Annotated in this window: 21 protein-coding genes; 14 read left to right on the forward strand and 7 right to left on the reverse strand. The window is 32.5% G+C overall.

The annotated features are described in order from the left end of the window. Together ACVCZW_RS19315 and ACVCZW_RS19320 are read right to left on the reverse strand one after the other, a co-directional pair. Positions 1-492 carry a hypothetical protein gene (locus ACVCZW_RS19315; protein ID WP_452233227.1) on the reverse strand — a complete coding sequence of 164 codons (492 nt, stop codon included), beginning with the start codon at positions 490-492 and terminating at the stop codon, positions 1-3. 158 nt (positions 493-650) lie between these two features. Further along, entirely contained in the window at positions 651-2,189 is a 1,539-nt protein-coding gene (locus ACVCZW_RS19320; RefSeq protein WP_452227775.1) for a YifB family Mg chelatase-like AAA ATPase, read from the reverse strand. A 157-nt stretch (positions 2,190-2,346) separates the two neighbouring features. On the opposite strand from ACVCZW_RS19320, the gene ACVCZW_RS19325 reads away from it, so the two are divergent. The 4 genes from ACVCZW_RS19325 to ACVCZW_RS19340 all read left to right on the forward strand — a co-directional run bounded on the left by ACVCZW_RS19325 (position 2,347) and on the right by ACVCZW_RS19340 (position 7,663). Beyond that, complete coding sequence (locus tag ACVCZW_RS19325) at positions 2,347-3,537, forward strand: hypothetical protein (RefSeq protein ID WP_452227774.1); 1,191 nt, start codon at positions 2,347-2,349, stop codon at positions 3,535-3,537. A 73-nt stretch (positions 3,538-3,610) separates the two neighbouring features. Beyond that, entirely contained in the window at positions 3,611-6,085 is a 2,475-nt protein-coding gene (locus ACVCZW_RS19330; protein WP_452227773.1) for a hypothetical protein, read from the forward strand. Positions 6,086-6,108: 23 nt separating this feature from the next. Beyond that, positions 6,109-7,026: a hypothetical protein gene (locus ACVCZW_RS19335; protein ID WP_452233228.1), complete on the forward strand. Its 918-nt coding sequence runs from the start codon at positions 6,109-6,111 to the stop codon at positions 7,024-7,026. A gap of 22 nt (positions 7,027-7,048) precedes the next feature. After that, positions 7,049-7,663 (forward strand): hypothetical protein, encoded by a 615-nt coding sequence (locus tag ACVCZW_RS19340; protein ID WP_452233229.1) that lies wholly within the window; start codon positions 7,049-7,051, stop codon positions 7,661-7,663. Positions 7,664-7,820: 157 nt separating this feature from the next. Here ACVCZW_RS19340 and ACVCZW_RS19345 read toward each other — a convergent pair whose 3' ends face one another. Genes ACVCZW_RS19345 through ACVCZW_RS19365 form a run of 5 tightly spaced genes read right to left on the reverse strand, consistent with a single transcriptional unit; the run spans position 7,821 to position 12,832 of the window. Then, positions 7,821-8,327, reverse strand: a complete 507-nt coding sequence (locus ACVCZW_RS19345; protein WP_452233230.1) for a type VI secretion system transmembrane protein TssO — start codon at positions 8,325-8,327, stop codon at positions 7,821-7,823. 23 nt (positions 8,328-8,350) lie between these two features. Next, complete coding sequence (locus tag ACVCZW_RS19350; protein ID WP_452227769.1) at positions 8,351-9,505, reverse strand: hypothetical protein; 1,155 nt, start codon at positions 9,503-9,505, stop codon at positions 8,351-8,353. Positions 9,506-9,532: 27 nt separating this feature from the next. After that, complete coding sequence (locus tag ACVCZW_RS19355; RefSeq protein ID WP_452227768.1) at positions 9,533-10,522, reverse strand: PKD domain-containing protein; 990 nt, start codon at positions 10,520-10,522, stop codon at positions 9,533-9,535. Between the two features lie 36 nt (positions 10,523-10,558). Next, positions 10,559-12,388: a type VI secretion system baseplate subunit TssF gene (locus tag ACVCZW_RS19360; protein WP_452227767.1), complete on the reverse strand. Its 1,830-nt coding sequence runs from the start codon at positions 12,386-12,388 to the stop codon at positions 10,559-10,561. A gap of 9 nt (positions 12,389-12,397) precedes the next feature. Then, positions 12,398-12,832: a GPW/gp25 family protein gene (locus tag ACVCZW_RS19365; RefSeq protein ID WP_452227766.1), complete on the reverse strand. Its 435-nt coding sequence runs from the start codon at positions 12,830-12,832 to the stop codon at positions 12,398-12,400. A 212-nt stretch (positions 12,833-13,044) separates the two neighbouring features. Between ACVCZW_RS19365 and ACVCZW_RS19370 the strand changes: the two genes are divergently transcribed. The 10 genes from ACVCZW_RS19370 to ACVCZW_RS19415 form a co-directional block, all read left to right on the forward strand. Further along, positions 13,045-14,043: an NlpC/P60 family protein gene (locus tag ACVCZW_RS19370; RefSeq protein WP_452227765.1), complete on the forward strand. Its 999-nt coding sequence runs from the start codon at positions 13,045-13,047 to the stop codon at positions 14,041-14,043. A 16-nt stretch (positions 14,044-14,059) separates the two neighbouring features. Next, positions 14,060-14,974: a hypothetical protein gene (locus ACVCZW_RS19375; protein WP_452227764.1), complete on the forward strand. Its 915-nt coding sequence runs from the start codon at positions 14,060-14,062 to the stop codon at positions 14,972-14,974. A 12-nt stretch (positions 14,975-14,986) separates the two neighbouring features. Then, positions 14,987-15,862 (forward strand): TssN family type VI secretion system protein, encoded by an 876-nt coding sequence (locus ACVCZW_RS19380; RefSeq protein ID WP_452227763.1) that lies wholly within the window; start codon positions 14,987-14,989, stop codon positions 15,860-15,862. A 231-nt stretch (positions 15,863-16,093) separates the two neighbouring features. Next, on the forward strand, positions 16,094-16,483 hold the full coding sequence (tssD, locus tag ACVCZW_RS19385; protein ID WP_452227762.1) for a type VI secretion system tube protein TssD: 390 nt from the start codon (positions 16,094-16,096) through the stop codon (positions 16,481-16,483). A 94-nt stretch (positions 16,484-16,577) separates the two neighbouring features. Further along, positions 16,578-16,976 carry a type VI secretion system tube protein TssD gene (tssD, locus tag ACVCZW_RS19390; protein WP_452227761.1) on the forward strand — a complete coding sequence of 133 codons (399 nt, stop codon included), beginning with the start codon at positions 16,578-16,580 and terminating at the stop codon, positions 16,974-16,976. Between the two features lie 27 nt (positions 16,977-17,003). Next, positions 17,004-18,779: a type VI secretion system Vgr family protein gene (locus ACVCZW_RS19395; RefSeq protein ID WP_452233231.1), complete on the forward strand. Its 1,776-nt coding sequence runs from the start codon at positions 17,004-17,006 to the stop codon at positions 18,777-18,779. 1 nt (position 18,780) lies between these two features. Continuing rightward, positions 18,781-20,124: a hypothetical protein gene (locus tag ACVCZW_RS19400; protein ID WP_452233232.1), complete on the forward strand. Its 1,344-nt coding sequence runs from the start codon at positions 18,781-18,783 to the stop codon at positions 20,122-20,124. Positions 20,125-20,126: 2 nt separating this feature from the next. After that, entirely contained in the window at positions 20,127-20,390 is a 264-nt protein-coding gene (locus tag ACVCZW_RS19405; RefSeq protein ID WP_452227758.1) for an immunity 17 family protein, read from the forward strand. Between the two features lie 149 nt (positions 20,391-20,539). Beyond that, positions 20,540-20,686, forward strand: a complete 147-nt coding sequence (locus ACVCZW_RS19410) for a hypothetical protein (protein WP_452227757.1) — start codon at positions 20,540-20,542, stop codon at positions 20,684-20,686. Between the two features lie 29 nt (positions 20,687-20,715). Beyond that, a partial coding sequence (locus tag ACVCZW_RS19415) for a DUF6531 domain-containing protein (RefSeq protein ID WP_452233233.1) occupies positions 20,716-24,276 on the forward strand: 3,561 nt, incomplete at its 3' end.

A 24,276-nucleotide genomic window follows, 5' to 3' on the forward strand; every position in this document is an offset into this window, starting at 1 on the left:
TTATTGTGGGTAATTTGCAGAAGGTGGCTCACCGCCAGATGCATCATTCAATCCAGATCCTCCAGGAATATCTCCGTTACCAGGAGGAGCAGAAAGTACTTTTCCTTCCGATAAAGAAGCATTACCAGTTGGCACCATAAACATGGTTGTGTACCCTACCATTTTTCCTTCGTCTGCATGCGCTCCTAAATACACACGAATACCATTCATGTCATATCCTAATTTTTCACTTTGTGCTTTAGCATGTTCAATAAAACCTTCTATATCTTCTAAAGACCACCAAGCAGAACGGTTGTCAGGTCTACCAACAATAGAGTCGCTAATTAATTGATGCCTAGAATCGAAAGCTTTATCTAAAACCTTTGCTTCTTGTGGTGTAATAATCCCTTTGGGTGTTGTCATATGTATATTTGTTTGTGAGTTACAGAAATAAAAATAACAAATCAAGAATCCAATAGCAAAGCCAAGTAGTAGTAATAATAATTTTTTCATAAGTTATTGATTAATTAATAGCTCCATAAAGGTAATAAAAAAAATAGCCTGGACAACGTTCTCCTTCAATACTTCTATATTCTTTAGTAAAGCTATACTCTTTAATTAATGAACCCAGTATAAAAGGGTAAAAGGGAATTCTATCTGCACTGTAATTTTTACCCTAACCAACCTTCTCTATCTAAACTTCTATATTGAATGGCTTCACTAATATGCGAACCGGTTATTTCTTCATGGTTTTCAAGGTCTGCAATGGTTCTAGATACTTTTAAAATCCTGTCATACGCTCTTGCGGAAAGATTTAAACGTTCCATTGCTGTTTTTAATAATGCTTTAGAGGCTTCGTCTAACACACAATGTTTTCGTATTTGCTTGGTATTCATTTGCGCATTGTAATGAACAGTATCTGAATCTTCAAATCGTTTTGTTTGCAGCTGTCTAGCTGCAGTAACTCGTTTTCTTATTTCTACAGAAGTTTCGCCTTTTCGTTCTTCGGAAAGCTTTTCAAAAGGAACAGGAGTCACCTCTATATGAATATCTATTCGATCTAATAATGGCCCGGATACTTTACTTAAATAGCGTTGCATTTCTGCTGGGCTAGAAGTTACAGGAGCGCCAGGATCATTAAAATAACCACTCGGACTAGGGTTCATACTTGCTACTAACATGAAAGACGAAGGATACGTAACTGTAAATTTCGCCCTAGAAATAGTAACCTCTCTATCTTCTAATGGTTGACGCATTACTTCTAAAACTTCGCGTTTAAATTCTGGCAATTCGTCTAAAAATAAAACACCGTTATGGGATAGGGAAATTTCACCAGGTTGCGGGTAACTTCCGCCGCCTACAAGTGCTACATTTGATATTGTGTGATGCGGGCTACGAAAAGGACGTTGCGCCATAATACCTGCATTTGCTTTTACTCTACCAACAACACTATGAATTTTTGTAGTTTCTAATGCTTCGTGAATAGTCATTGGAGGCAAAATACTTGGTAATCGTTTGGCTAACATGGTTTTTCCCGCTCCTGGCGGACCAATTAAAATAATATTATGTCCGCCAGCAGCTGCAATTTCCATACAGCGCTTTATAGATTCTTGTCCTTTAACATCACTAAAATCGAACTCTGGGAAATCCAGATTTTTTTCAAACTCTTTTTTAGTATCTATTATGGTTTGTTCTAGCGCTTCTCCTTTATCAAAATAATCAATTACTTGTTTTATATTATCTACTCCAAAAACTTGCAAATCATCTACAATGGCAGCTTCTTTTGCATTCTGAATTGGAAGTATAAAACCTTTAAAACCTTCTTCTTTTGCTTTAATAGCGATTGGTAAAGCGCCTCGTATTGGTTGTAAGTTTCCATCTAATGAAAGTTCTCCCATGATGAGAAAGTCTTCTAAGTTTTCCGCTTGAATTTGTTTGGTTGCGACTAATATGCCAACCGCAAGTGTTAAATCATAAGCACTTCCCTCTTTGCGCAAATCTGCTGGAGACATGTTTATAATAATCTTCTTTCCGGGAATTTTATACCCATTATTTTGTAATGCTGCGGCAATTCTATAATTACTTTCTTTAATAGCATTGTCTGGTAGACCAACTAAATGATAACCAATTCCAGAATCTACATTTACTTCAACGGTTACTGTGGAAGCTTCCACTCCAAACACAGCACTTGCATAGACTTTTTTCAACATTTATAGACTATTTTCTATAAATGTAATAAATAATAATGACATAGATATTGTATTACGTATAAACACCTATTTTAACAAATTAGTGTTATTACTCTAACAATCAGTGTTTTAAAGTTTTAATTTTACTAAACATTAATAACACACAAAATTAAAAATCATGAAAGCAGCAACAGCAACAACGGGATTCCTTAATCTAACTCCTCCAAGTCAATTACTAACTAAAGTAACAAACCCTCAGACTAATAAACCAAATTATGCTTTTCCACTTCAAACCAAAGCATGGTTAAAAATGCAAGTCGTTACGCATACTGCTATGGGATTTCCTATTACAGCAAATACATTTACAAAACTATATGGAACATTTGCTAATGAACAAACTATATTAGATGCGGTAGCTGTTCTAAAAGCTATTCAGCAAGTGCTTACTGAATATGGTGACCCTAACACGTTATTCACAAAAATTGCAGCATTTCAGGAAGCAACAAGTGCTCCTAAATCTATTTATGGAAATGCCGTTTGGTTATCCAGCAGTACACAATTTGCTGCGGAATTCATTATTAAACAATTACAAGAAGGTCTGAAATTTATTGGTGAAGAGCCAGATCCAGTAAAACGACTTGCTGATTTAAAAGGCTTACTATCTGGTCATGGCGGGATTACCCAACGAGCGACATCATTAAAAAAAAATATAGCTGAATTTTCGACCAAAACTGCTAATTTTTATACCACACTAAACAACGAATTAACTGGACCAACAAAGTCTTTACAAGTATACTTAAACCAAGACGGTAATGTACTTGATGCGGCAAAAAAAATTGTAAAAACAGATCTTGCAAATTTAAAAAAATTAAACCACCATATTGATAAGCTTAATGATGAGTACATTGGTTTTACAGTTGCTGCGAGTATGTCACCAATATTCTTACTAATTCCGTTCTTTGGAATATTATTTGCCATAGCAGATGCTGCAACCTTTGGTGCCCTTGCAAAAGAAACTAAAGATGCTTTAGATCAGGCGAGAAAAGATCTAGCAACTCAAGGAGCAGAAGAAAAGAAAAAAGCGGCTTTAGTTGCTATACTTGGGCATTTTAATAAAAGTGTAGTACATGTAAAAGAAGATGGTGACGCATTTGTTAAGACTATAGGATCAATGGTTGCTGGCTGGACAGATTTTGCAGGCGAGATTGAAAGCCAACTGGAAGATTTAACTCCAGAAGATTTAAAAGATTGGAGCGCCTTTTTACAAAAAGTAAACTTTCAAACTGCCTTAGATTCATGGAAGATAATTGCATCAAAAGCAGAGCAATTTTCAAAAGCAGGGTTTATTTCATTTAACCCATCTAACTAACTATTTGAAAATGCTGTTATCTATCTAAAAGGTGGCAGCATTTATATCTATACATTAATAAAACAACTTTATCATGTCTAACTATCAACCAAACTGGAAATTACTCGAAGCACATGCGGCAAATTATAAAAATTCATCTGCATTAATTCCCCAAATAGCAACAGCAGCACCTCATAAAGGATTTGTATTTACAAGTTTAACTGGAGATTTAACTAATATAGTCAAAACTGCATTGAAAACTCACAATCCATTAAAAGGAGGGCTTGTAATAGTTGTAGATACTTTAAATATAGCCGAAGGTGAAATAAAAATACCAAGTATTGGTGTTCAAATAATTGCACGTTCTGTAAAGGTATTAAACAATGGTAATGCTAATCTTATAGTAACATCTATAAACATACCAAATTTTCAAATTGCTACTTCTGAAATAAAAGGTAAATTATCTGTTACATTAGGAGTTGGTGCAACTGCTCAAGTAGTAAAAGTTGCTTCCGATAAAGCACCTCCACAAGTACAAACTTTATCCGCAAATGGAGCCTCTATAAGTAATAGCGCAAATGACATTGCCGATGTATTTCATTCTCCTTGGTCCATATTAGGTGCAGAACTTACATTTTCTGCCGCTTCGTATTTAGTAGAACTAGACAATAAAGAAGCGAAGCAATTAGCATCCCAAATGTTGCGTTGGGTTACAGGAGTTTCACATGCATTAATTAAAGAACGTGCTAATTATACTAATTTAGATATTGCAAATATATCTTCATTACAAGCAAATAGCATGGCGTTATTAAGCTTCACACAAGCTTCAGTAACTAATGCAACCTATGTACCTGCCCTATCTGTTAATTTATATGAAAAGGAGATGAATGGTTTATTAAAAGTCGCTGGTGCATATAATCAAAAAATACAAGATTTTAAATCGCAAGAAAACACAGATGAATTACTAAATAAGTTAGCATCCACATTAAAAAGTATCAATTCTGAAGCAAAAACACCTTTATTTAACACCTTAAAACGATTAGTAAATCAATCACAATTAGCACAAGGTGAATTAACAAGTGCTGCGCTGCAGTTAAACAATATAAGTAAAACCCTTGCACCTTTACAAGACGCAATTGATAAAGCTGTTGCAGATCAATTTCAAAAGGAATTATTAGAAACTGCATTTAAAATGCTCTTTAAAGTAATCACACTTTATATTAGTGTTGGTGCAATTTTAGTAGATCCCGCCTTAATAGGAGCCGAATCTGGTGAAATTGCAAAAGCTGCCCTAGAGATCGCAGAAAAATTAGCGGAAGCTGGAGAAGAACTCATAAGTCAAGCCATTGAATCTGGTTCTACTGCAGCACATAGTCCGCCAACCATACCAAATTTAAACGAAACAGGAAATGGTGCAGAAGTCTTAATGGGTGCGCAAGTTGGGTTTGGCCTTGCTAGTGCTTTACTTTGGGATATTGTGAGTCGTGCCATTGCAAGTGGTGAAAATCAAATTAACTTTTCACCAGACATGGTTAAAGCAATGGATAAAATTCCAAACTTAAATGGGTTTTCTATTGGAGGCATAGACCCAACAACATATTGGGAAATTATGGTTGTTCAGGTTAAAGCATCTCTGGAACCTTTATTAAGTGGATCAGAAACTGGTGCGCCAGCTCGAGCGTATATAGAAGCTATTGAGTTATCATCCACTTATGGTAAAGGTATTGGTGACCAACAAGCAAAATTACTAGAGCTATATAATCAAGGTATGATTGCCTTTGATCAATTAAGCGTTATACACCAAGCAGAAGCACAATGGAATGCTCTTGAAGCAAAACTAGCAACAAAAGAAGCCAAAATAAATGCCGCTATTGGCTTTCTAGAAAAAGGATACACAAACCTAAAAAGAAGTATTGTGCTTTCTGTAAATAATTATCGAGCTGCTTTTAACTACCAATGGTTACGTCCTTCAACTGTTACAGTAGACTCGTCTATGACGTATTTACAATTGGTTCAAAATGTGGAAAATTCAATAGAAAGTTTAAAAAACGTACTACATGGTAATTTACCAAATGTTATAAAACCAAGACAAGATTTTGGCCCAATTGATTATTATGTAAGACCAGAACTAAACCCTTTGTTTAAGGAAGTTAATGGTAAAGGACAAGCGCAATGGTCTATTACTTTAAAGGATACTACACTTTCGGAACAACTTAATGGAAACACTGCATTCTTTATAACAGAAGCTACATTTGAACTTCAAGGTGCTTCGCAATCTGGTGAGGTGGAATTACAGATTGAGACTTCTGCCAATTATTCTAATAAATTAAATGGAAAAGAATTCCGATTTGTTTCCTCTGGATTTTCTATGTCTTCCGATTATAAACCAGACCTATTACCTGCATTTATTACTAAATGGGAATTTGCAAAAGAAGATGCTCCTAACTATTTAACACCTTCGCCATATACACAATGGACGCTAACAGTAGATAAAGGAAACTGGAAAAATGTTACCGCTATAAAAATGACTATTTCCGGGTTCGAAATTCAAAATGCACGTAATATTTAATTAAACAATTAAAAAAAATAAAGATGGCAACCGGTGAACAAGATATTGCAGTACTAGTAAATTTTCCGACACAAATAAATAACGTTGCAAAGGCTGTTGCAGCAACAACATTAGGACCTTATCGAATATACGTTACATGTTCTTATGATGCGGGATGTAAAGATTGTGAATATTCGACTGGTGTTGAAATATCTACAGCACCAATAGTAGAATTAATCAATGATGCACAAACCAGCGCAAAAACATTCTTTACCAGTTTTCAACCTGTAACAAATTGGCTACAACAAACGCTTCCTAGTTTTAGCGTCACTTTTGATGCTTCCGCAAAAATAATACTGGCTATCTTAAAAATAATAGGTTCAAGCAGAACAATAACGCCTGCGCAACAAGCCGAATTGATTAAACAATTTGATATTATACAAAATGGCCTTACGCAAAGTGAAACAGAACTTGGACAAGGTAATATTGCAATGGTTGCTTTTGTGAATAGGCAAAACACCGCTACTTTAGCTGTACAATCTGTTCAAAATAGTTTAGAAGCCGATACACAAAATGCACTGACAAGAATGTTGGATTATGCTAATGGACAACCTTGCGGACAATCGGATGCAAAAGCACAATACAATGTTATGGAAGCATCTTACAAAGGCACTGTAAACACATTAAGCATACAGTTTACAGAATTAAGCAATGACACCAACACTGCTAACAATGCTGTAAAGTCTTTAGTTGGACTTGTAGTGGATTTTATAGGTCAAATGCAAAATATAAGTGCTAGTGTAAATACGGTTCAGAATGGTGACTTATCCAACTTTATGAAACAAGTAACAATAATGGCTACTACCGATCTTTGGACTAATCTTGCTCAAGAAGCCAATCATCAATTTGGGACTAACAAAAAAGCAATACAAGAGGTTAATAGACAAATAGCATCTATTTGATTAAAATAAAAAAACTAACATTATGGAATCTGATCAAAATTCAATACACAATCTAAAAAGTTTTTTAGAAAAAATCTCTACAGTAGATAAAACCCTAACACAATTACCAAGGGGTTCTTGGGTAATTAATATTACGGCGGAACATCACCGTTTGCTTTTTAAAAACAGAGATAAAATCAACCTAAAGTATGATGTTAAGTTTACAAAAATACGCACTACATTGACCAAGTTTTTAGCAAGAGAAAGGCTAGCAATAAACGCATTAGAAGTTGGCATAAAGCCACTTCGTGATATTATAAAAAACCAACCAACATCTCTTAACCTATCTATGAACGATACAAACCAAGCTTTAAGTGCTTTTAAAGTTTATAATCTTCAAATGAAAACGCATGCTACACAAGTTAAAGCTATGCAAGTGGCATTAAAAGAATCTCTTAGTACTACAAAAGCTGGCTTGACTGCATATTTAGAAGATAAACCTGCAGGCCAAAAAACAGCATTAGAACATTATAATGGTTTTGAAACACAAATAAAACAAACGGTTTCAAGAATACGAGAAATTTTGAATGAAGAAATTCCTAGTATATATTCGGAAGCTATAAAGTTACTAGAAACAACCAAGAGTACTTCATTATAATGCTACAGGATGAAGGAGATACAAAACTAAAAGTTGTTTAATATTTAGTAGTTATTTTAAAGGTTTGTTTTTTTTCGGCACTTAGAAACAGTAAAAATACTGGTTCGAAAAAAACCTTCAGAAAACCGAAAAGTTACATTTTATTTGCAATGGACAACTAATTAGATCCTCTAGCAATGTATAAATCTCTTTCACATTGTTTAAAATCGGATCTTGCTTTTTCTAAAGCAATTTTATATTCGTCAATAGTAGCTTTAGAATCTTTTAATTCGCTTAATTGAATTTTACCATCTAAAAGCTCGGCATATACCGATATTATACCTGTATACATATCATATCTATAGGTAGAATCTTTAGTTGGAATCGTTTTTTGTAAGTCCACTAATTTACCACTAATTAATGAGTTTTGGTAGGACAAATTTGCACCTTTAATTTCTAAAGAATCAATCATTCCACGAATACTTTTCATTTCTTTTGAAAAACCATTTTGAAAAGTCATTTCCTTTTCTACAGATTTTACTTGGTCTTTTAATATTGCATTTTCTTTATTTGGAACTTTAAAATTAAAGTATACCGCAAATAAAATAGCAGTAATAGTTATAACAAAAAGTGCTAAAAATTTTAAAAAGGAAGCACGTCTATCTTTACTATTTTTTGGTTTCATAAATATTTAATTTTAGTTTTTTATTAATCTAAGAGAAAACTTCTTCTGTTTTTAACTTCTACGTTATCTACAACTTCTTCTTTTACAAAAATGGTAGAATCTGATTTTTTACCGATGTAATCTAATTCGTTTAATTTTTTAAATAAGGAAAGCATCAGTTTAGAAAAGGAAGATACTTTTAATAGAGCTTCATTAATATCTGTATGTTCGTATTTAATCTCTAACATTTCAACTAAAACGTTTTCAAAAGCACCTTGATTTAAATCACACCAATCTGTTAGGTAATTTAGTAATTCTTCTTTCCCTGTTCCTACATAGACATCTAAACTACTTTTGATAACTCTTGCTAAACCAGAAAGTTTATTAATCATTACAATTGGCGGTTCATATTGATCTTGCATTCTAAATTCTGGAATACTTCGGTTTAAATTTTCTAATACGCGTTGCGAAATATGAAGTACCATGTGTGATAAATCGTTCGCTTGTTTTTTCTGATAAATTTTTTGAATAATATGCATTGCATACGATTCCATAAGATTAAAAAAGGTAACAATTTCTTGAAATGTAAACTTTAAGTCGGCATGACTTTGAATAGATCTACATGGCGGAATAAAGTTATCTACTAATCTTGGCGTACCATCTTTTACTACTATTTTACCAATGGTTATATGATGTAAACCAAGTTCTCTTTTGGAAACTTCTGCACTTGCCAGCACATCTAGTTTATATTCTGGTAATACGTAAGGATGTCTTGGTGGTTCTTCATTGGGATCTGCATCACCAACCGGAACTCTAATATAAGGATTTACAGTAAGTACAATATAAAACTCATTATCTTCTGTACCAACATCGTATTGCTGTTTTAAAATGTAACCAGATTGCTCTAATAGCGGTTTTGTTTTTTCTGAAATATTAATTTGATACCCACCTAAGGTAATGGCATGACACTTATTAAGAATAACTTCTATGGTGCTTTGTCCATCTATAGAAATTAATAAATCTATAGCGCTTCCTTGTTCTGAAAAATCTGGTAATAGTCCGTAACTTACTGGTGTAATTTGTTTTTGTTCGGAGTTTTTAATGGCATAAATCATAGACTCCTCAAAATCAATAAAGTGATCTTTATTAATTTTCATTCCATCAATCCAATTTACTCTATGTTTATCTTGTGCGTTCATTCTTTCTTTCTTTCTTTCTTTCTTTCTTTAAAATATTCCAAATCCTTTTTTGTAATCTATAGTAATTGTTTTTATACAATTAGATCCTTTATCTCTAAAGATTTCGAAATTTTTAATTTTTAATTTTTTGTCTTTAATCTGTTCACAAAAGACTAAAAATGTAGTGTTTTTACCATTTGCAATTATTGGTTTATTTATATCTCCGCAAAAGTAATCTACAAATTGATTTGGACTCATTTCTTCTTTAGAAACAAGAATAAGTTTTTTCTTAAAATCTTCATGACCAATATAGGGCACTAATTTTGGAGTATTAGGTCTATCTTTAATGGTTGTATTTTCTGGTGCTTCTTTAATATCCCAAACAGGTTTAGAAGGTGCATCAGGTATATCATCAAAGATATTATTCACTACTTCTTTTAGAGGTAATACTTCAATTTTTTGTTTAGAAATATACTTTAATTCTCCATTTACAATTAAAGATATGGTTTTAAATCCTGGTTCCTTATATATATAGGATGCTAATTTTGTTTTTGAATTTGCTTCTGCTGTTTCACCAAATCTCCATTCCCAACTGGAAGCATTTTCCGTTTTGTCTTCTACCGTTAATGTACGACCAACACGAATAGTTTTTGGAATATTAAAAACCGGGAATTTTGTAGAATCTAAAAGTTCTTTTTTCTGTAATATGGTGATAATTTCCGATTGCTCACAAATACCATTTACTAGCAATCTTACATTGTAGTCTCCTGGTTCTTTATAAATATGTAATGGTTTCTTTTGCGTAGAAATGATGGAATTATCTCCAAAATCCCATTCCCAATTTGTTGCACTATCGGTAAAGTCTTCAAATTTAATTAGCGAACCTATAGTATAATCATTGGTATTAATATTAAAACTTACATCTTCACAAGGTGCATATTTTGAATATTTATAAGCAAACATAGATGCGGATAAAAAAAAGACAATCAAGAAAATATAAATGACTGATTTATCTAGATGTGTGGATGTATTTTTCATTGTAGTATTCATTTTTCAACCCTATAAAATTAAGGATTAATTTACTATTTTTATTTTATATGGAAATATATTTATAGATTTTTTTTCTAGAAAGAGCAGCAAATTACTATTAAGTGAATCCCATTCTTTTTGTTCAAATTTCATATTTTTATTAGCATACAGTTCAATTTCGATACATTGTGTTATTCCTTTATTAACCTCAATACTATTCGTGTATCCTTTTTTTATTTCTACTGCTTCAATTTTATCATTATATAATTCATAGCATAATGCTTTAATATCTTCTTTGGTTACAATTCTGTCCCTAGAAAGCAAAGAACGTCTGTAAGAATTTAAACGCTCTTCCATGTTTAAATTATTTCGACCATTAAAAGTGGTAGTTAATAAGTAACTGCCTTTTTGTTTTATTCCAATGGCCTTGTAAACCTCTATATCATTTCCGGATTTAATATTATTTGCTTCGTCTCCATTGGTTGTCCAGTAATCTATTAATAAGTTTTCTTTTTTACTATATGGCTCCAAGGTGATATAACTACTCTCGGTAAGATTCTCTTTTGTTGCAGCTACTTTTTTCTCTAATAACGAAATTAGCTGATTTAAGTTTTTAAGATTACTATGTAAAAAATCATTGTTTAAAAAGGAAAAAGAAGCACTTTCATCTTTAAGTAATTCTATTAAATGAATTAAATATTCTTTTGCTCCGCGTTGGTCTAACTTACCAACATTATTTCCTCTTACCGTATAATTGCCTTTTCCTGTATTTAAGGCATCTTGAAGTTTTGGAATATATGTTTGGCCATTGGTATTCACAATAGACTTCACATCTAAAAAGTAATTTTCTGTCTTAATAGGTAAAATATTAATGTAGTTTTTAACCTGGTATGTAAAGGAGTTTAATTCTCTATTTAAAACGGGAAAAGCATTTAAAGAACAATGCAGTTTTTGCAATATAGCATTACTTAATACTCTTGAAAACTCAATTTTAAGCCAAGTTATATTTTCAGGAATTTCTAATTGGTTTACTGCAATAAAATCTTTTAAATCATCACAAGCAGCAGCTTTATAGGACTTCACATCTTTGATAGTGATGTAATTTTTTTTATAGAATTGTAATACTTGACTTTTTATATTTTGTGTATTTCTAGAAACTTCTTTAAAAATGGATTGAAGCTCGATTTTATTTAAGGAACTACTATTGTAAAAGCCTTCTTCTATTTTTAATTCGGCATTATTAATAGACCATTTTGCATGTTTTAAATAATGGTAAAACATTTCGCTATTATCAATATCATCGATTTCAAAATACATAGAAATATCTTGTAAAGGCAACTCTTTCAAATTACTTTCTATACCTAAATAAATGGTCGACGCGGGTAATTCTTCTTTATCCGTTTTTTTAGTTATTCTAGTTTTTTCTTTTTTTCCATCCAAACTAAAGCATTTGTTTCCGCTTGCTAGATATTTAACATTAGCATTAATAAGGTTAAAGTCTTGCACAGGAGAAAAGAAAATATTTTTTAGTTTTTCCGAACCTTTTTTTTCTGTGGTTCTCTTTTTAAAATAAAATTGATACTCTGGTTTTATGTTTACTTTATCGTCTAAGGTGTTTGCATGTAAAATAGCATGAGCAGGTTTAGAGCCTATTGCCGTTTCTGGTGTCATTAGTTGCACTAACTTCTCAGTAACCCTGTTTTGAGATTCGTTTAACTCGGCCTCAATTTTCAAAATTTCAGAAGCGCAAGCAGAAATTAATAAAGACACCACAGGATCAAAGGACGTTTCAATTTCATTAGCAGCTACTCCCCAAATAGAGGCTGCTTTCTTTACCATTCTGTTTTTTATATGTTCGAAAGATTCTGTTTTCATTTGGTAAATTTATTGATAGGATAATGGTCCAATATAAAAGTATTCTACATACTTAAAATCTTCGTTCGTTTGTTTTACTTTAGCTCTAATTACAAGGTCCACTCTTTTTTTAATTCTATTTGCTGCGTCTGTGCTTAAAATTTCTTCTTGTTTGATTTTAACTTGAACGCTAATATTGGTTAGTCTTTTCTCATGTGCTTTTATAGAATCTTCAATAGAATCTTTAATTAAAGATTTTAATTTATTAGCACTCTTTAAATTATCAAAATCTAACTCCCAGATAGAGCTACCAAAGGTTTCATCAAAAGTAGATTCCCCAAAAGATGTTGTATTTATTAAATGAATATAATGTGCTATAGATTGTTTTATATCACATTTATCATGCTCTTTTTTAGTAAAAAAGCTGTCCGGTTTAATTGGTAATTTATAAAAGCGTTTACTCATAATTTTGTAAAAGTAAATATAGAATATTAATTATACTAAAATTTCACGTTTTTGTGTTTTAAATAAAAAAAGAATTTAATTGACGATTTTTTTTACAAATAATAGATTTAACATTGTTTAAATACAATTATTTATTACTTTTATTTAATATTATTTTTTAATGTTAGTTAACATTAATTTTAAAAAAAACATTAATTATCAAAACATGTTTCATGAATCATAAACTGCTCCTTTTTATAACCCTTTTAGTAACTACTTTTACCAATGCGCAAACCTCTTTTAAAGGTATTGTAATAGAAGAAGACACCTCTCTCAATGTCACCAACGCTATTGTAGCAATTGAAGGCACAGCTATTGCGCAACGAACAGATTTAAATGGTGCATTTAACATATTAAAAGACATCCCTAGCGGAGACCATGTGGTAACCATTACTAAAGATGGTTATGTTACAAAATATATACTTATTGAGGTGAGTCCTGGTAAAAACATCATACTAGATAATGTTAAAATTGAAGTTAACAAACAAGAAAGAAAAAGAAGAGATAAAGCGATAAAGGCACAACAAAAAGAAGAAAAGAAATCTCAAAAGGAAAGAGATAAGTTTCTTAAAGAATCTCAAAAGGAAAAAGAAAAAAGAGATAAAATCTTAGAAAAGCAAAAGAAAAAACTTCTTAAAAACAAAAAAGACAATAACGAAATAAATATAGAAAACACCACACCTATTGAAGCAACTCCTTTGCCTGTAACAGCAGAAGTGACTAGCTTACAAATAAAATATGGATCTAAACTAGATGTCACTCCAGAAACCATATCTAATTCAAAATTATACGAATTTATTGATAGTTGGGACGGAACAAAATATGTCTTAGGAGGCGAAACTAGAGAAGGTATAGATTGCTCTTCATTTACACAAAGACTTTACACTAGTGTTTATGATATTTATTTAGAACGTACCGCTCAAAAACAATTCGACTCTAAACTTACCGATAAATTTGGAAAAAAAGAATTTTTACGTGAAGGAGATTTAATTTTCTTTAGAGGTTCTGGTGAAAACAAAGAAGTCATCGTTCATGTTGGTATATTTCTTCATAACGGCTATTTTGTGCATGCCACTTCTTACACTAAAGATAATGGTTTGTCAGGAGTACAAATAAGCAATTTAACAGATCCGTTTTGGACTAAAAGATTTGTAGCTGGAGGAAGAAGATAAAAAAGGAAACACTGGTATGAGCACAGATGAATTAGAAGCAATATTTGAAGAACTAATTTCTGTTTATCAAAACTTAAAAGCGGAAGTTGTAGTTGCCGACTTGAAAAAGAACACAACTATTCATGAAGATGATATAATAATAAAGAACAAAAGCACCTTTAAAAGATCCCATAGAAGAGATATCTTAGATGTTGGTAATGTAGATGAAGATGGAAAATTACACCTAAATCTAAGTAGAAATGGTTTGTATGACCAATTACCAGAAGGTTTATTTCATACCAAAGACACCTCTAAAGGTAGCGTTGGTTTTTCAGAATTAAGAAAGACCTATAAAGAGGAAGAAACTAAAGCTAGACATTTTTTTTCACCATTAGAAAACGAGTTTTTTAATCAGAAATTGAAAATTGAAAGTAAAGAACAAGATTTACTAAATAATTTTCTAAATTTAGAAGATGAATTTTTAATAAAATTTTGGAAAGTAGATGCATCTATCCCTAAAATGTATTTACTTAAATTATTAAAACTATTGCCATATAGCTACAAAATAGCTGGAGATTTAGAACTCACCAGTCTTTGTTTAGAAAATATTATAAATAAAAAAGTAAAAATTAAGAAAGTATATAGTCCAAAAACAACTTTTGAACGTAAGTTAAATAGTACAGATAATTATTTGGGTACCAGTTTCACCCTAACCAATAAAAAGGATTCGATTTTGCAACCAGTTTATCAAGTGGAAATCGGACCGGTTTTAGAAGATAATATTGAAGATTATTTAAAAAAAGACGGCTTTACAAAATTCTTAAATGTTTTTTATGATTATTTTTTTCCAATAGAAGTAGAAATAAAAACATCCTTTAAAGTTAACCTTAAAGATGGTTTTTTATTAAGTAGAGAAAAAGAACCAATAATAGGTTTAACAACATTAATATAATTATACAAGAGTATGAATGCATTAACCCATATAATGAACGGAAACATGTTTAAACTAAGTTTAGGCTTGTTTTTTATTAGCTCTATTATTCTTGGTTTAATGAAAAAGATACGAGCGATCTTTAACAAAAACAAAAAGGCAGCAATACTGTACTTACTTTTTATTCTTGTAACCTTTGCTCTTACCGCTTTACTAAGCTCTCATTTTGTTTTAAATGACACACCATTAAACAGTTTTATTGGTATACAATTAGTGTTCTTTGCCCTAGGTATTTTACACCTACATGTAATGGATAAATACTTTCCAGACTTAAAGAAAGATAAATCCGGAATATTTTACGAGTTACTATTTACCATCATTATATTATGTATTGGCCTTATCGCTTACATGAATGTAGTACATAGATTTAGACCTAATTTTAGCATTTTATTTTTAGGAACAAGTTTATGTTTTATCACGCCGTTTTTATTTCAAAAACTGTACGAATTTGCATTTAGCATTCCTATTCCTGTATATAAAAAATGGTTATTCCCTTTAGACGGAAGTATTAAAGATCCAACCAAAAACGAATTAATAAATCCAGCTGTTATTAGTTTTGAATTTCAGAAAAAATTTGAGATTAATGAAATCACCAACTTTAGAATAAAAGCGCCCGAAAACATGGAATTTGGGAAACTCTTTTATTTCTTTATTAATGATTATAATGAAAGACACCCTGAAAGTACTATAGAGTATTTAGACCCTAATAACATGCAACCTCAAGAATGGGTTTTCTATTTTAAACCCAACTGGCTAGGAAACATAAAACATATCAATTTTGAAAAAACAGTAGTAAATAATGATATTCATGAAAATGATGTTATTGTTTGTCAAAGAGTAAATAAATAAAATACAGCAAACCAAATCTTTAGAAATATTATTATTTCTACTGACCTGCATAAAAAATAAATAAAATAAAGAATGCCTTTGTGTTAACTTTTTATTTTAGAGAGTATTAAATAGTAAATAAATTAAGTTATAGCTTTTTTAAATTTTGTAGTATTTAGTAAAATACTACAATTATAAATAGTTCAAAAACCTTTTTATCATTTGTTAATTATTAATTAAAATTCAATTATTATGTCATTTAAATCAAAACTAAATGTTGGTGGAAAAGAGTACAACGTACTAAACTGTAGTTATGAGCTGCACCAAGAAACTGACGCAACCGGACGCCCTTCTTCTATTACTAGAGGAGGTAAAATTAAAATCACTGTAGAATCTACTGCAGACACATCTTTATCAGATTGGATGTTCAACAACTTTGAGCGTAAAGATGGATCTATCACTTTCTTAAAAAGAGATACAGATGCTAAAGCTAAAGAATTAAAATTCACAGAAGCTTACATGATCAATTATAGCGAAAAATTTGACCATTCAGGAGACAATCCTATGGCTGAAACTGTAGTTATTTCTGCAAAAACTATAGGTATAGGAAACGGAGAGCACGTTAACGAGTGGACTTCATAGTTTCGTATTTCATTATAATACATTCATAATTTAAGGAGTGTAAACCCACTCCTTAAATTTATGCTACACAATTAATTAATATAAATCACAGGTCATGTCTTTTTTAGCAAAATTAAGTATAGATGATCAAGAGTATAATGTACTTTCATTTTCTTTTGATGTTGCCCAACAAGTACACCATGGTTCTAGTAGACCAACTGGTATGCCAACAATTAATCATTTACATATATTAATTGAATCTTCTAGTAATTCTGGCTTTTTTGCATGGAGTATTAGTCCGTACGAACAAAAAGATGGCGAGATAATTTTTTATAAAAGAGATGCAATGGCAAGCTCAAGAACTTTAAAATTCACTGGTGCTTTTTGTATTAATTATAATGAATCTTTTGAAAACAATAGTAAAACCCCTATGTCTACTAGCTTAGTTTTAGCAGTAGAATCCTTAGAGTTAGACGATAGCTTATATCAGAATCCTGGAATGGGCATAAATTAATACTTCTTAATTACAAATTTTTCAACAATGGCTATTCTTTCAACAACACATATACATATAAACGGAAATAAACTTCCCTACTATAATAGTTGTAGTTTACATCAAGAAATTGGGGAACACCACACACTAGATTTATATTGCTTGTTAGAAACTATTGAAAAATTTTGTGGTGACAATAACCAAGAAATGGAAGAACTCTTGGGAACCATAATTACTATAGAAACTAAATCTTATGCAGGTATAAGTTTTCATGGTACCCTAAAGTTTAAAGGAATTATAACCGGATTAAGTTATCAAAAAGGACTGTATTCTAACGCAGGTGACTTAATTTTAATAAAAGCACAAAGTCCTACAATAATTGCTGATGATGGTCCGCATCATACTTCTTTCAATGATAAAAGTTTCATTGATATCATGGAAGATACTTTTAGCAATTATGACACTTCTAGATTAAAAATAAACACACAAAATTCAGACCTTTCAGAACCGTTAACGTATACCGTACAATACAATGAAAGCTGCTTTAAATTTGCACAACGCATGGCAGCCAGAAATGGAGAATGGATGTACTATGATGGGGAAGAATTAATGTTTGGTGTAGACACAGAGTCGGAAGAATTAGAACTAATACTTGGTAGAGATCTACAAGATTTAAATACCTCTTTAGTTCCAATACCTCAAAACTTTAATTATTATACCAATGACTATCTTACAGATGATGTACATGAAAAAGAATCGTCTTCAGCAACCAAATCTAGCAATGGCTATTTTGGTGTAGTTAATGATAGCTCCAAAGACATTTATGCGAACCCAACAAAGATTTGGGTTAACATTTCTGATGATACCAATGCGAAAAGCAGATTAGATAAATATGTAGAACTGCAACAAAATGCACTACAAGCCAATCAAGTAAAAATCAATGGTACTTCAGATAATCCTGGCGTAATGCTAGCAACAACAGTAAAAGTATCTCAAAACAATTATATAATTACAAAAGTGACACACTCCTATTCTAGTAATGGAGAATATGAAAACTTTTTTGAAGCGACTTCTTCGAACATAAAAACATACCCTAAAACGGAAATTAATGCATTTCCTATTGCACAAAGCCAAGTAGCTAAAGTAATAGAAAATCATGACCCAGAAGGAATGGGAAGAGTAAAAGTGCAATTTGTTTGGCAAAAGAAAGACGGATTAACAACACCTTGGATACGTTATATATCACCTAGTGCATCCCAAGGACAAGGTTTTTTCTTTATACCAGAAGTAAATGATGAAGTTCTAGTAGACTTTGAAGGTAGCAATGCAGAAGCTCCTTTTGTAATGGGAGGCGTTTATAATTCAAATGCCACTCCTCCAGAAGGTAGCGCAAACGCTAGCAACCATATAAAAATGCTAATGAGCAAAAGCGGTTCGTTTTTTAAATTAAATGACGAAGATGGTAGTATCACTATTCAAGATAAAGCTGGAAGTTCTATAATTCTAGATGGTAATGGTAATATAAGCATTACAGCTGCTTCTAGTGAAGTATCCATAACAGCCCCTTCGGAAGTTAGTATTTCTAGTGATGATGAAGTTTCTATTAATGGTGCATCTGAAGTAAGTATTGTTAGTGGTGATGAAGTTTCTATTAATGGAGGATCCGAAGTAAGTATTGTTAGTGGTGATGAAGTTTCTATTAATGGAGGAAAAGAAGTGGCTATTAGTGGAGGCGTTGAAGTAGCAGTAACAGGTGGCGCAAAAGCAACATTAACTTCTTCAGGAACAACTTCTGTAGCAGGTACTATAATAAAGCTGAACTAAAATGGGTCAAAACAATCCAATACAAGAGCGCGTAGATCAAATGCTCCTAAAATGGACATTGGCTATTAACACACCAAAGGTTAAAATTGTTCGCGTTTTAGCAGCAGAAGACGAACAAGATATGCTGGGAGCCTATTACCAGTATATGCTAGCAGTAGACTCTAATCAGCAAGACTTTGTACTCATTTTAACATCCCCTTTTACTTCGGCAGCAGCTTACAGTAACGATTTATTACAAGAATTAGAAGAGGAAATAAATAATTGGAATACTGCAGAAATCCCAGACGCTATACCATTTGAAACCATTACATGGAAACCAGATTATAGCCTAGGTAATCCTGAAAATCCTGCACAACTACTTATAAAAAACTTAAATAGTTTTGCTAATTACTTACAGCCAGAAAAAAAAGTAAAAATTAGTATTGTTCTATTAATACAATCTATTTCAGAAAAAAACGCGACAGATTATTTTAATGCAGTATTAGAGACCGATATGGAATCGCATCTTATTATTGGAATTGACGATACTAGAGAAAATCCTATTTATAATTCCTTAGCAGAAAACTATCCGGAAGAAGTTTATACCATTGAACCCGATTTTAACATCGATGCAGGAATAGAACAAATGGCGGCACTAGGAGATCCTACTGCAACAGAAACGCCGTATCGCGCAAATCTAGCCAAACTAATAAATGGCGTAAAAGAAAGAGACGAAAAAAAAGTACAGCATGCAGCAAAAAACTGTTTAGATATAGCTACCAAAGCACTTAAAGAAGATGCCCATTGGCTCATGCAAATAGTTACCGTGTATACCATTTTATACAATGACCAATTAGGGTATAAAAATTATGACGATGCGCTTTACTTTTCTAATAAAGCGGTAGAAACAGCAATAATATCTAAAGACTTATTAAAACCAGAAATGGCTTATCGCCTTATTGGTCAAACACATTTAGGTAGAGGTGCCCTACACCAATTAAAAAAAAATAAAGAGAAGTCGGTAAAAGATTACGAGTTAGCAGCAAAAGCGTATGCAACTGCAAAAGATTATTTAATGCAATGTGAATCTTTGCGTTTAGCAGGTTATATGGCTAATAAAATGAGTTTGAAAAATGAATCGACACAATACTACTTACAAGCATATCATTTAAAAGATGATTTAGGCACAGATTTAGCAAGGTCGTCTACCTACCCATTAGTAGTACAACAATTACTAAAAGATTATAGTAGAAACCAATTTTTAAGTGACGACCAAATGGACCAAGACATGTCTCCGCTATTTGGGGAACAATGGGAAGAAACGATTGAAGAATTCGGAAAACTAAGTAAAAAAATAAAACAATAAAAATGGAAGAAATCACAGAAGTAATGACATCAAATCCGCAATATGGTTACTTATTAGGTATAGGTGTTTTTCTGTTCATTATATTAGGACTAATATTAGACTGGGATTGGGTAGTAGAACCTGGTGGAGGTTATTTTAATATCGCATATTTTATTAATGCATTTGGTAGAAAAACAGTGCGTATTATTTATGGCTCTATTATGCTAATAGGTATTATACTCTGTTTATATGGTTATTTTAATTATAATCCGGATTTATATAAATAACAAGTACCATTTAAAAATTAGTACCAACAATACCCATATAATGTTTTATAAAAGTGGAAGAATTTTTCAACAACATACCTTTCAAAAAAATCTTTGCTAGTATTTTTATAATAGCATTAGTATTTAGTGCCTTTTATAAAGAAAATTTTTTGTTAGACAAAGGAGAGAAAAAATCTTTACAAAACTTAAGTAATCTAACTAATAACAAGCTATCTGGTAAAACAGTAATGGCTATTATTTATTTTACAATTGCATTAATTGCTTTAGCAATAGGGCTAGTAATTTATAGAAATTAATCATTATACACATTTAACAACACGTATCTATGCCAACAGATAAATCATATTTTGATAATGTAAGCGAGCAAATAAGCCTTACTACTGGAGAGCAAATTGAAGGCTTTAAAAAAGGCAATCAAGAACGTGATGCTATTTCTCAAAATACAAATCTTACCGCTAGTACCGCAGATGTAGCACATAATTTAAATGCTGTGGATACAGGAATACAAACCTTTAGTGCACTTACTGGTACGGTAGACAGCATTGCACAATCGGTTTTGATGCCTGCAATGGCTGCCTTAGGCATGAAAGGTATTGCCAGCTTTCCTATTTCCAAACAAATGGATCCTGTTATAGGTATTGACGTGCATACGGTTATGATACCGCCTGCTCCTCTTCCTATACCAATGCCACATCCATATATTGGAATGTTATTTAAAGCAGAAGATTTTATTGCAGCAGCTCTTGCTTCTTTTATTGCACCGCCGCCAGTAGCTCCAGAAGGACCTAAAGAAGGGGAACAAGCAACAGAAGGACAACAACAAGCAGCAAACGATCATAAAACAGCAACACTGGTGAACACCGGACTTAGTATGGTGGTTGGTATGATTGGAGCTACCGTTAAAATTGGTGGTTTTATACCAAGAACGGTTGCAGGAACACCAACTAAAAACATTCCGCATTTCCCGATGGGCGCTACCTTTGCGCCGCTTCCTCCTACTAATACTGGTCACGCTATGCTAGGTAGTTTATTTGCTTTAGCAGATAATGACCCTATTGCCGGTGGTGGTTTGCACTTACACTTAAGTTGCCAATCGCACCCTATTGGTATGCCTTCTGTGCATGCTACAAGAAAAAGTAAAAATACCTCTGGAGGTACTAAAGAAAAAATGACCTTGTATTTACCTACAAGTGTGGTTATGCCTATTCCAATGGCACAATCTATTGTTACCAGTCCTATTCCTGCGCCTTTTAATCCTATGGCGCTTTTAACCAAAGCCGTTAAAGGTGCCTTTGGTAGACACTTTAATAAATTAGCAGCTAAACTTGGCCATGGTGCCATCAATAAAGTATTAGGAAATAATAAACTAGCAAATAAACTACATAAAAAATTATGTACTAAAACAGGACATCCAGTAGATGTAGCTTCTGGAATGTTTTTTACAGACGAAGAAGATTTCTTCCTTCCAGGTCCAATTCCGCTTTCGTGGGAACGTTCTTGGTATTGCGAAAGCGATTACAAAGGTCCGTTAGGAAACGGTTGGCATCATAACTATGATATTGCTATTGTTGAAGACGAAGCCGAAAACAACGTCTCTTTAAGAATGCCGGACGGAAGACCCTTAGCCTTAAGAAAACCAACTACCGCTACACCAACCTTTAGAAAAGGCGAACAATTGGAACTTCGTGTAAACGATAGTGGTGAATACCATGTTTGGGATATTAACGAAGATGTATACTACCATTTCACTAAAGAAAAATTTAACGGGGTACAAAAATTACGTAGCGTTGTAAATGCGAACAGTTTTAGTATTCAGTTTAACTATAATAGAGAAGGTCATTTAATTCAAATTACAGACAGTGCACATCGTGTACTTCAAGTAACCAATGATAAAGAAGGACGCATTACCGAGATTACGGCACCACATCCAGAATTAATAGGTCAGCGATTTACCATTGCTAGCTATGTTTATGACGCCAAAGGTAATATGCTGAAGCAAACCAATGCCGTTGGAGATAGCATGCATTTTGAATATGAAGGCTATTTAATGGTAAAGGAAACCTGGCGAAATGGTTTAAAATGGTTCTTTGTATATGATGGAAAAGAAATCGGTTCGCGATGTATTCAAACTTGGGGAGATAATAATATTTACAACCACAAACTAGCATTTTTTGACGGTTTAACTAAAGTTGAAAACAGCCTTGGGCACATCACCGAGTATTACCATAAAGGAGGTTTAGTATACAAAAAAGTAGAACCAAATGGCGCTATTAACCAATGGTTGCATGATGAAGATAATCAGCTTACCTCCTACACAGATCCTTTAGGAAACAAAGAATTGTATACCTATGATGACTTTGGAAATGAAATTCTAAGCATCGATCCTGCTGGAGCCACTGTAGAAACAGAATACAGTGTAAAAGAAAACAAAAATCATCTTCCTGTAAAAGTAAAAGATGCCAATGGTGGTATCTGGAAATGGGAATATGATGCAAATGGTAACGTTATAAAACGTACCAACCCAATGAGTGCAAGCTCTACAATGCAATATAAAGATGGCTTATTAGATAGTATTACAGATGCTTTAGGCAATACCACAACCCTACTTTACAATGCACAGTATAATATAAAAGAAATAAGAGATAGCCTAAACAATATTTCTACGTACAAATACGATGTTTTAGGAAATTGCATTAAAATCACCAACCCAAAAGGTGCGGTACAAACGAAAGGTTTTGATTTAATAAACCGAATTCAAGAGGTTTCTAACTTTGATGGTAACAAAATCCATTTAAAGTATGATGGTATAGACAATCTTTTAAAATACCAAGACACACACCAAGAAGTAAATTACAGCTATTCTGGTATGTGGAAAATGACCAGACGTAGTGATGCGCGTGGTACCACCTATTATTATTACGATACCGAAGAGCAGCTTACCAAAATTATAAACGAAAAAGGAAATCCATATACCTTTACCTTAGACAGTGTTGGTAACGTTACCAAAGAACAAAGTTTTGATGAAGCGACAAAACACTTCAAAAGAGATTTAGCAGGACGTGTTCTAGAACTGACCAAAGCCAGTGGTAAAAAAGTAAAATACACCTATGATACTGCGAGTAGAATTACAGAAATAGATTACGGTAACGACAATACACAAGTATTTAATTACAATCCTGCAGGCCAATTATTAAATGCTATAAATAACGATGCCGAAGTTGTATTTACACGCAACACCTTAGGTTTAATTACGAATGAGCAAGTAGATAAACATAGCATTACGAATCAATACAATGCTTTAGGTGTACGTACACAATTAGAAAGCAGTCTAGATGCTCATATTAATTATGCACATGACAATTTTGGTAATCTAGCCAATTTAAGCGCTAGTCAAGACACCAACAATTGGGAAGCACAATACAAACATGATAGTTTAGGTTTTGAAACCGAACGTATGTTGCCAGGTAAAGTGGAGCAACAATTTAGTTATGATAATATTGGTAGACTAACCACGCAGCAAACACTTACCAAAAAGCAACAAAAACACCAACGTAAATACACTTGGGGAATTAACGACCGTTTACAAAAAACAGACGATAGCAAACAAGGGATTACTAAATATGGGTACACAGCAACAGGACATTTAGAGCAAGCCAACTTTCAAGATGGTACGCAACAAGTACGTGACCAAGATAATGTTGGTAATCTTTTTGAAACCACCAACCATAACGATAGAGAATATAGCAAAGGCGGACGATTAGAGAAAAAAGGAAGCTGGAACTATAAATACGATGCCGACGGTTTTTTAACCGAAAAGTACAAAGGTAGTAGCAGCATTTTTAGAAGTAAAAAAGACCATTGGCAATACGAGTGGAATGCTGCTGGT

The sequence above is a fragment of the Lacinutrix sp. MEBiC02595 genome, assembly GCF_053601555.1.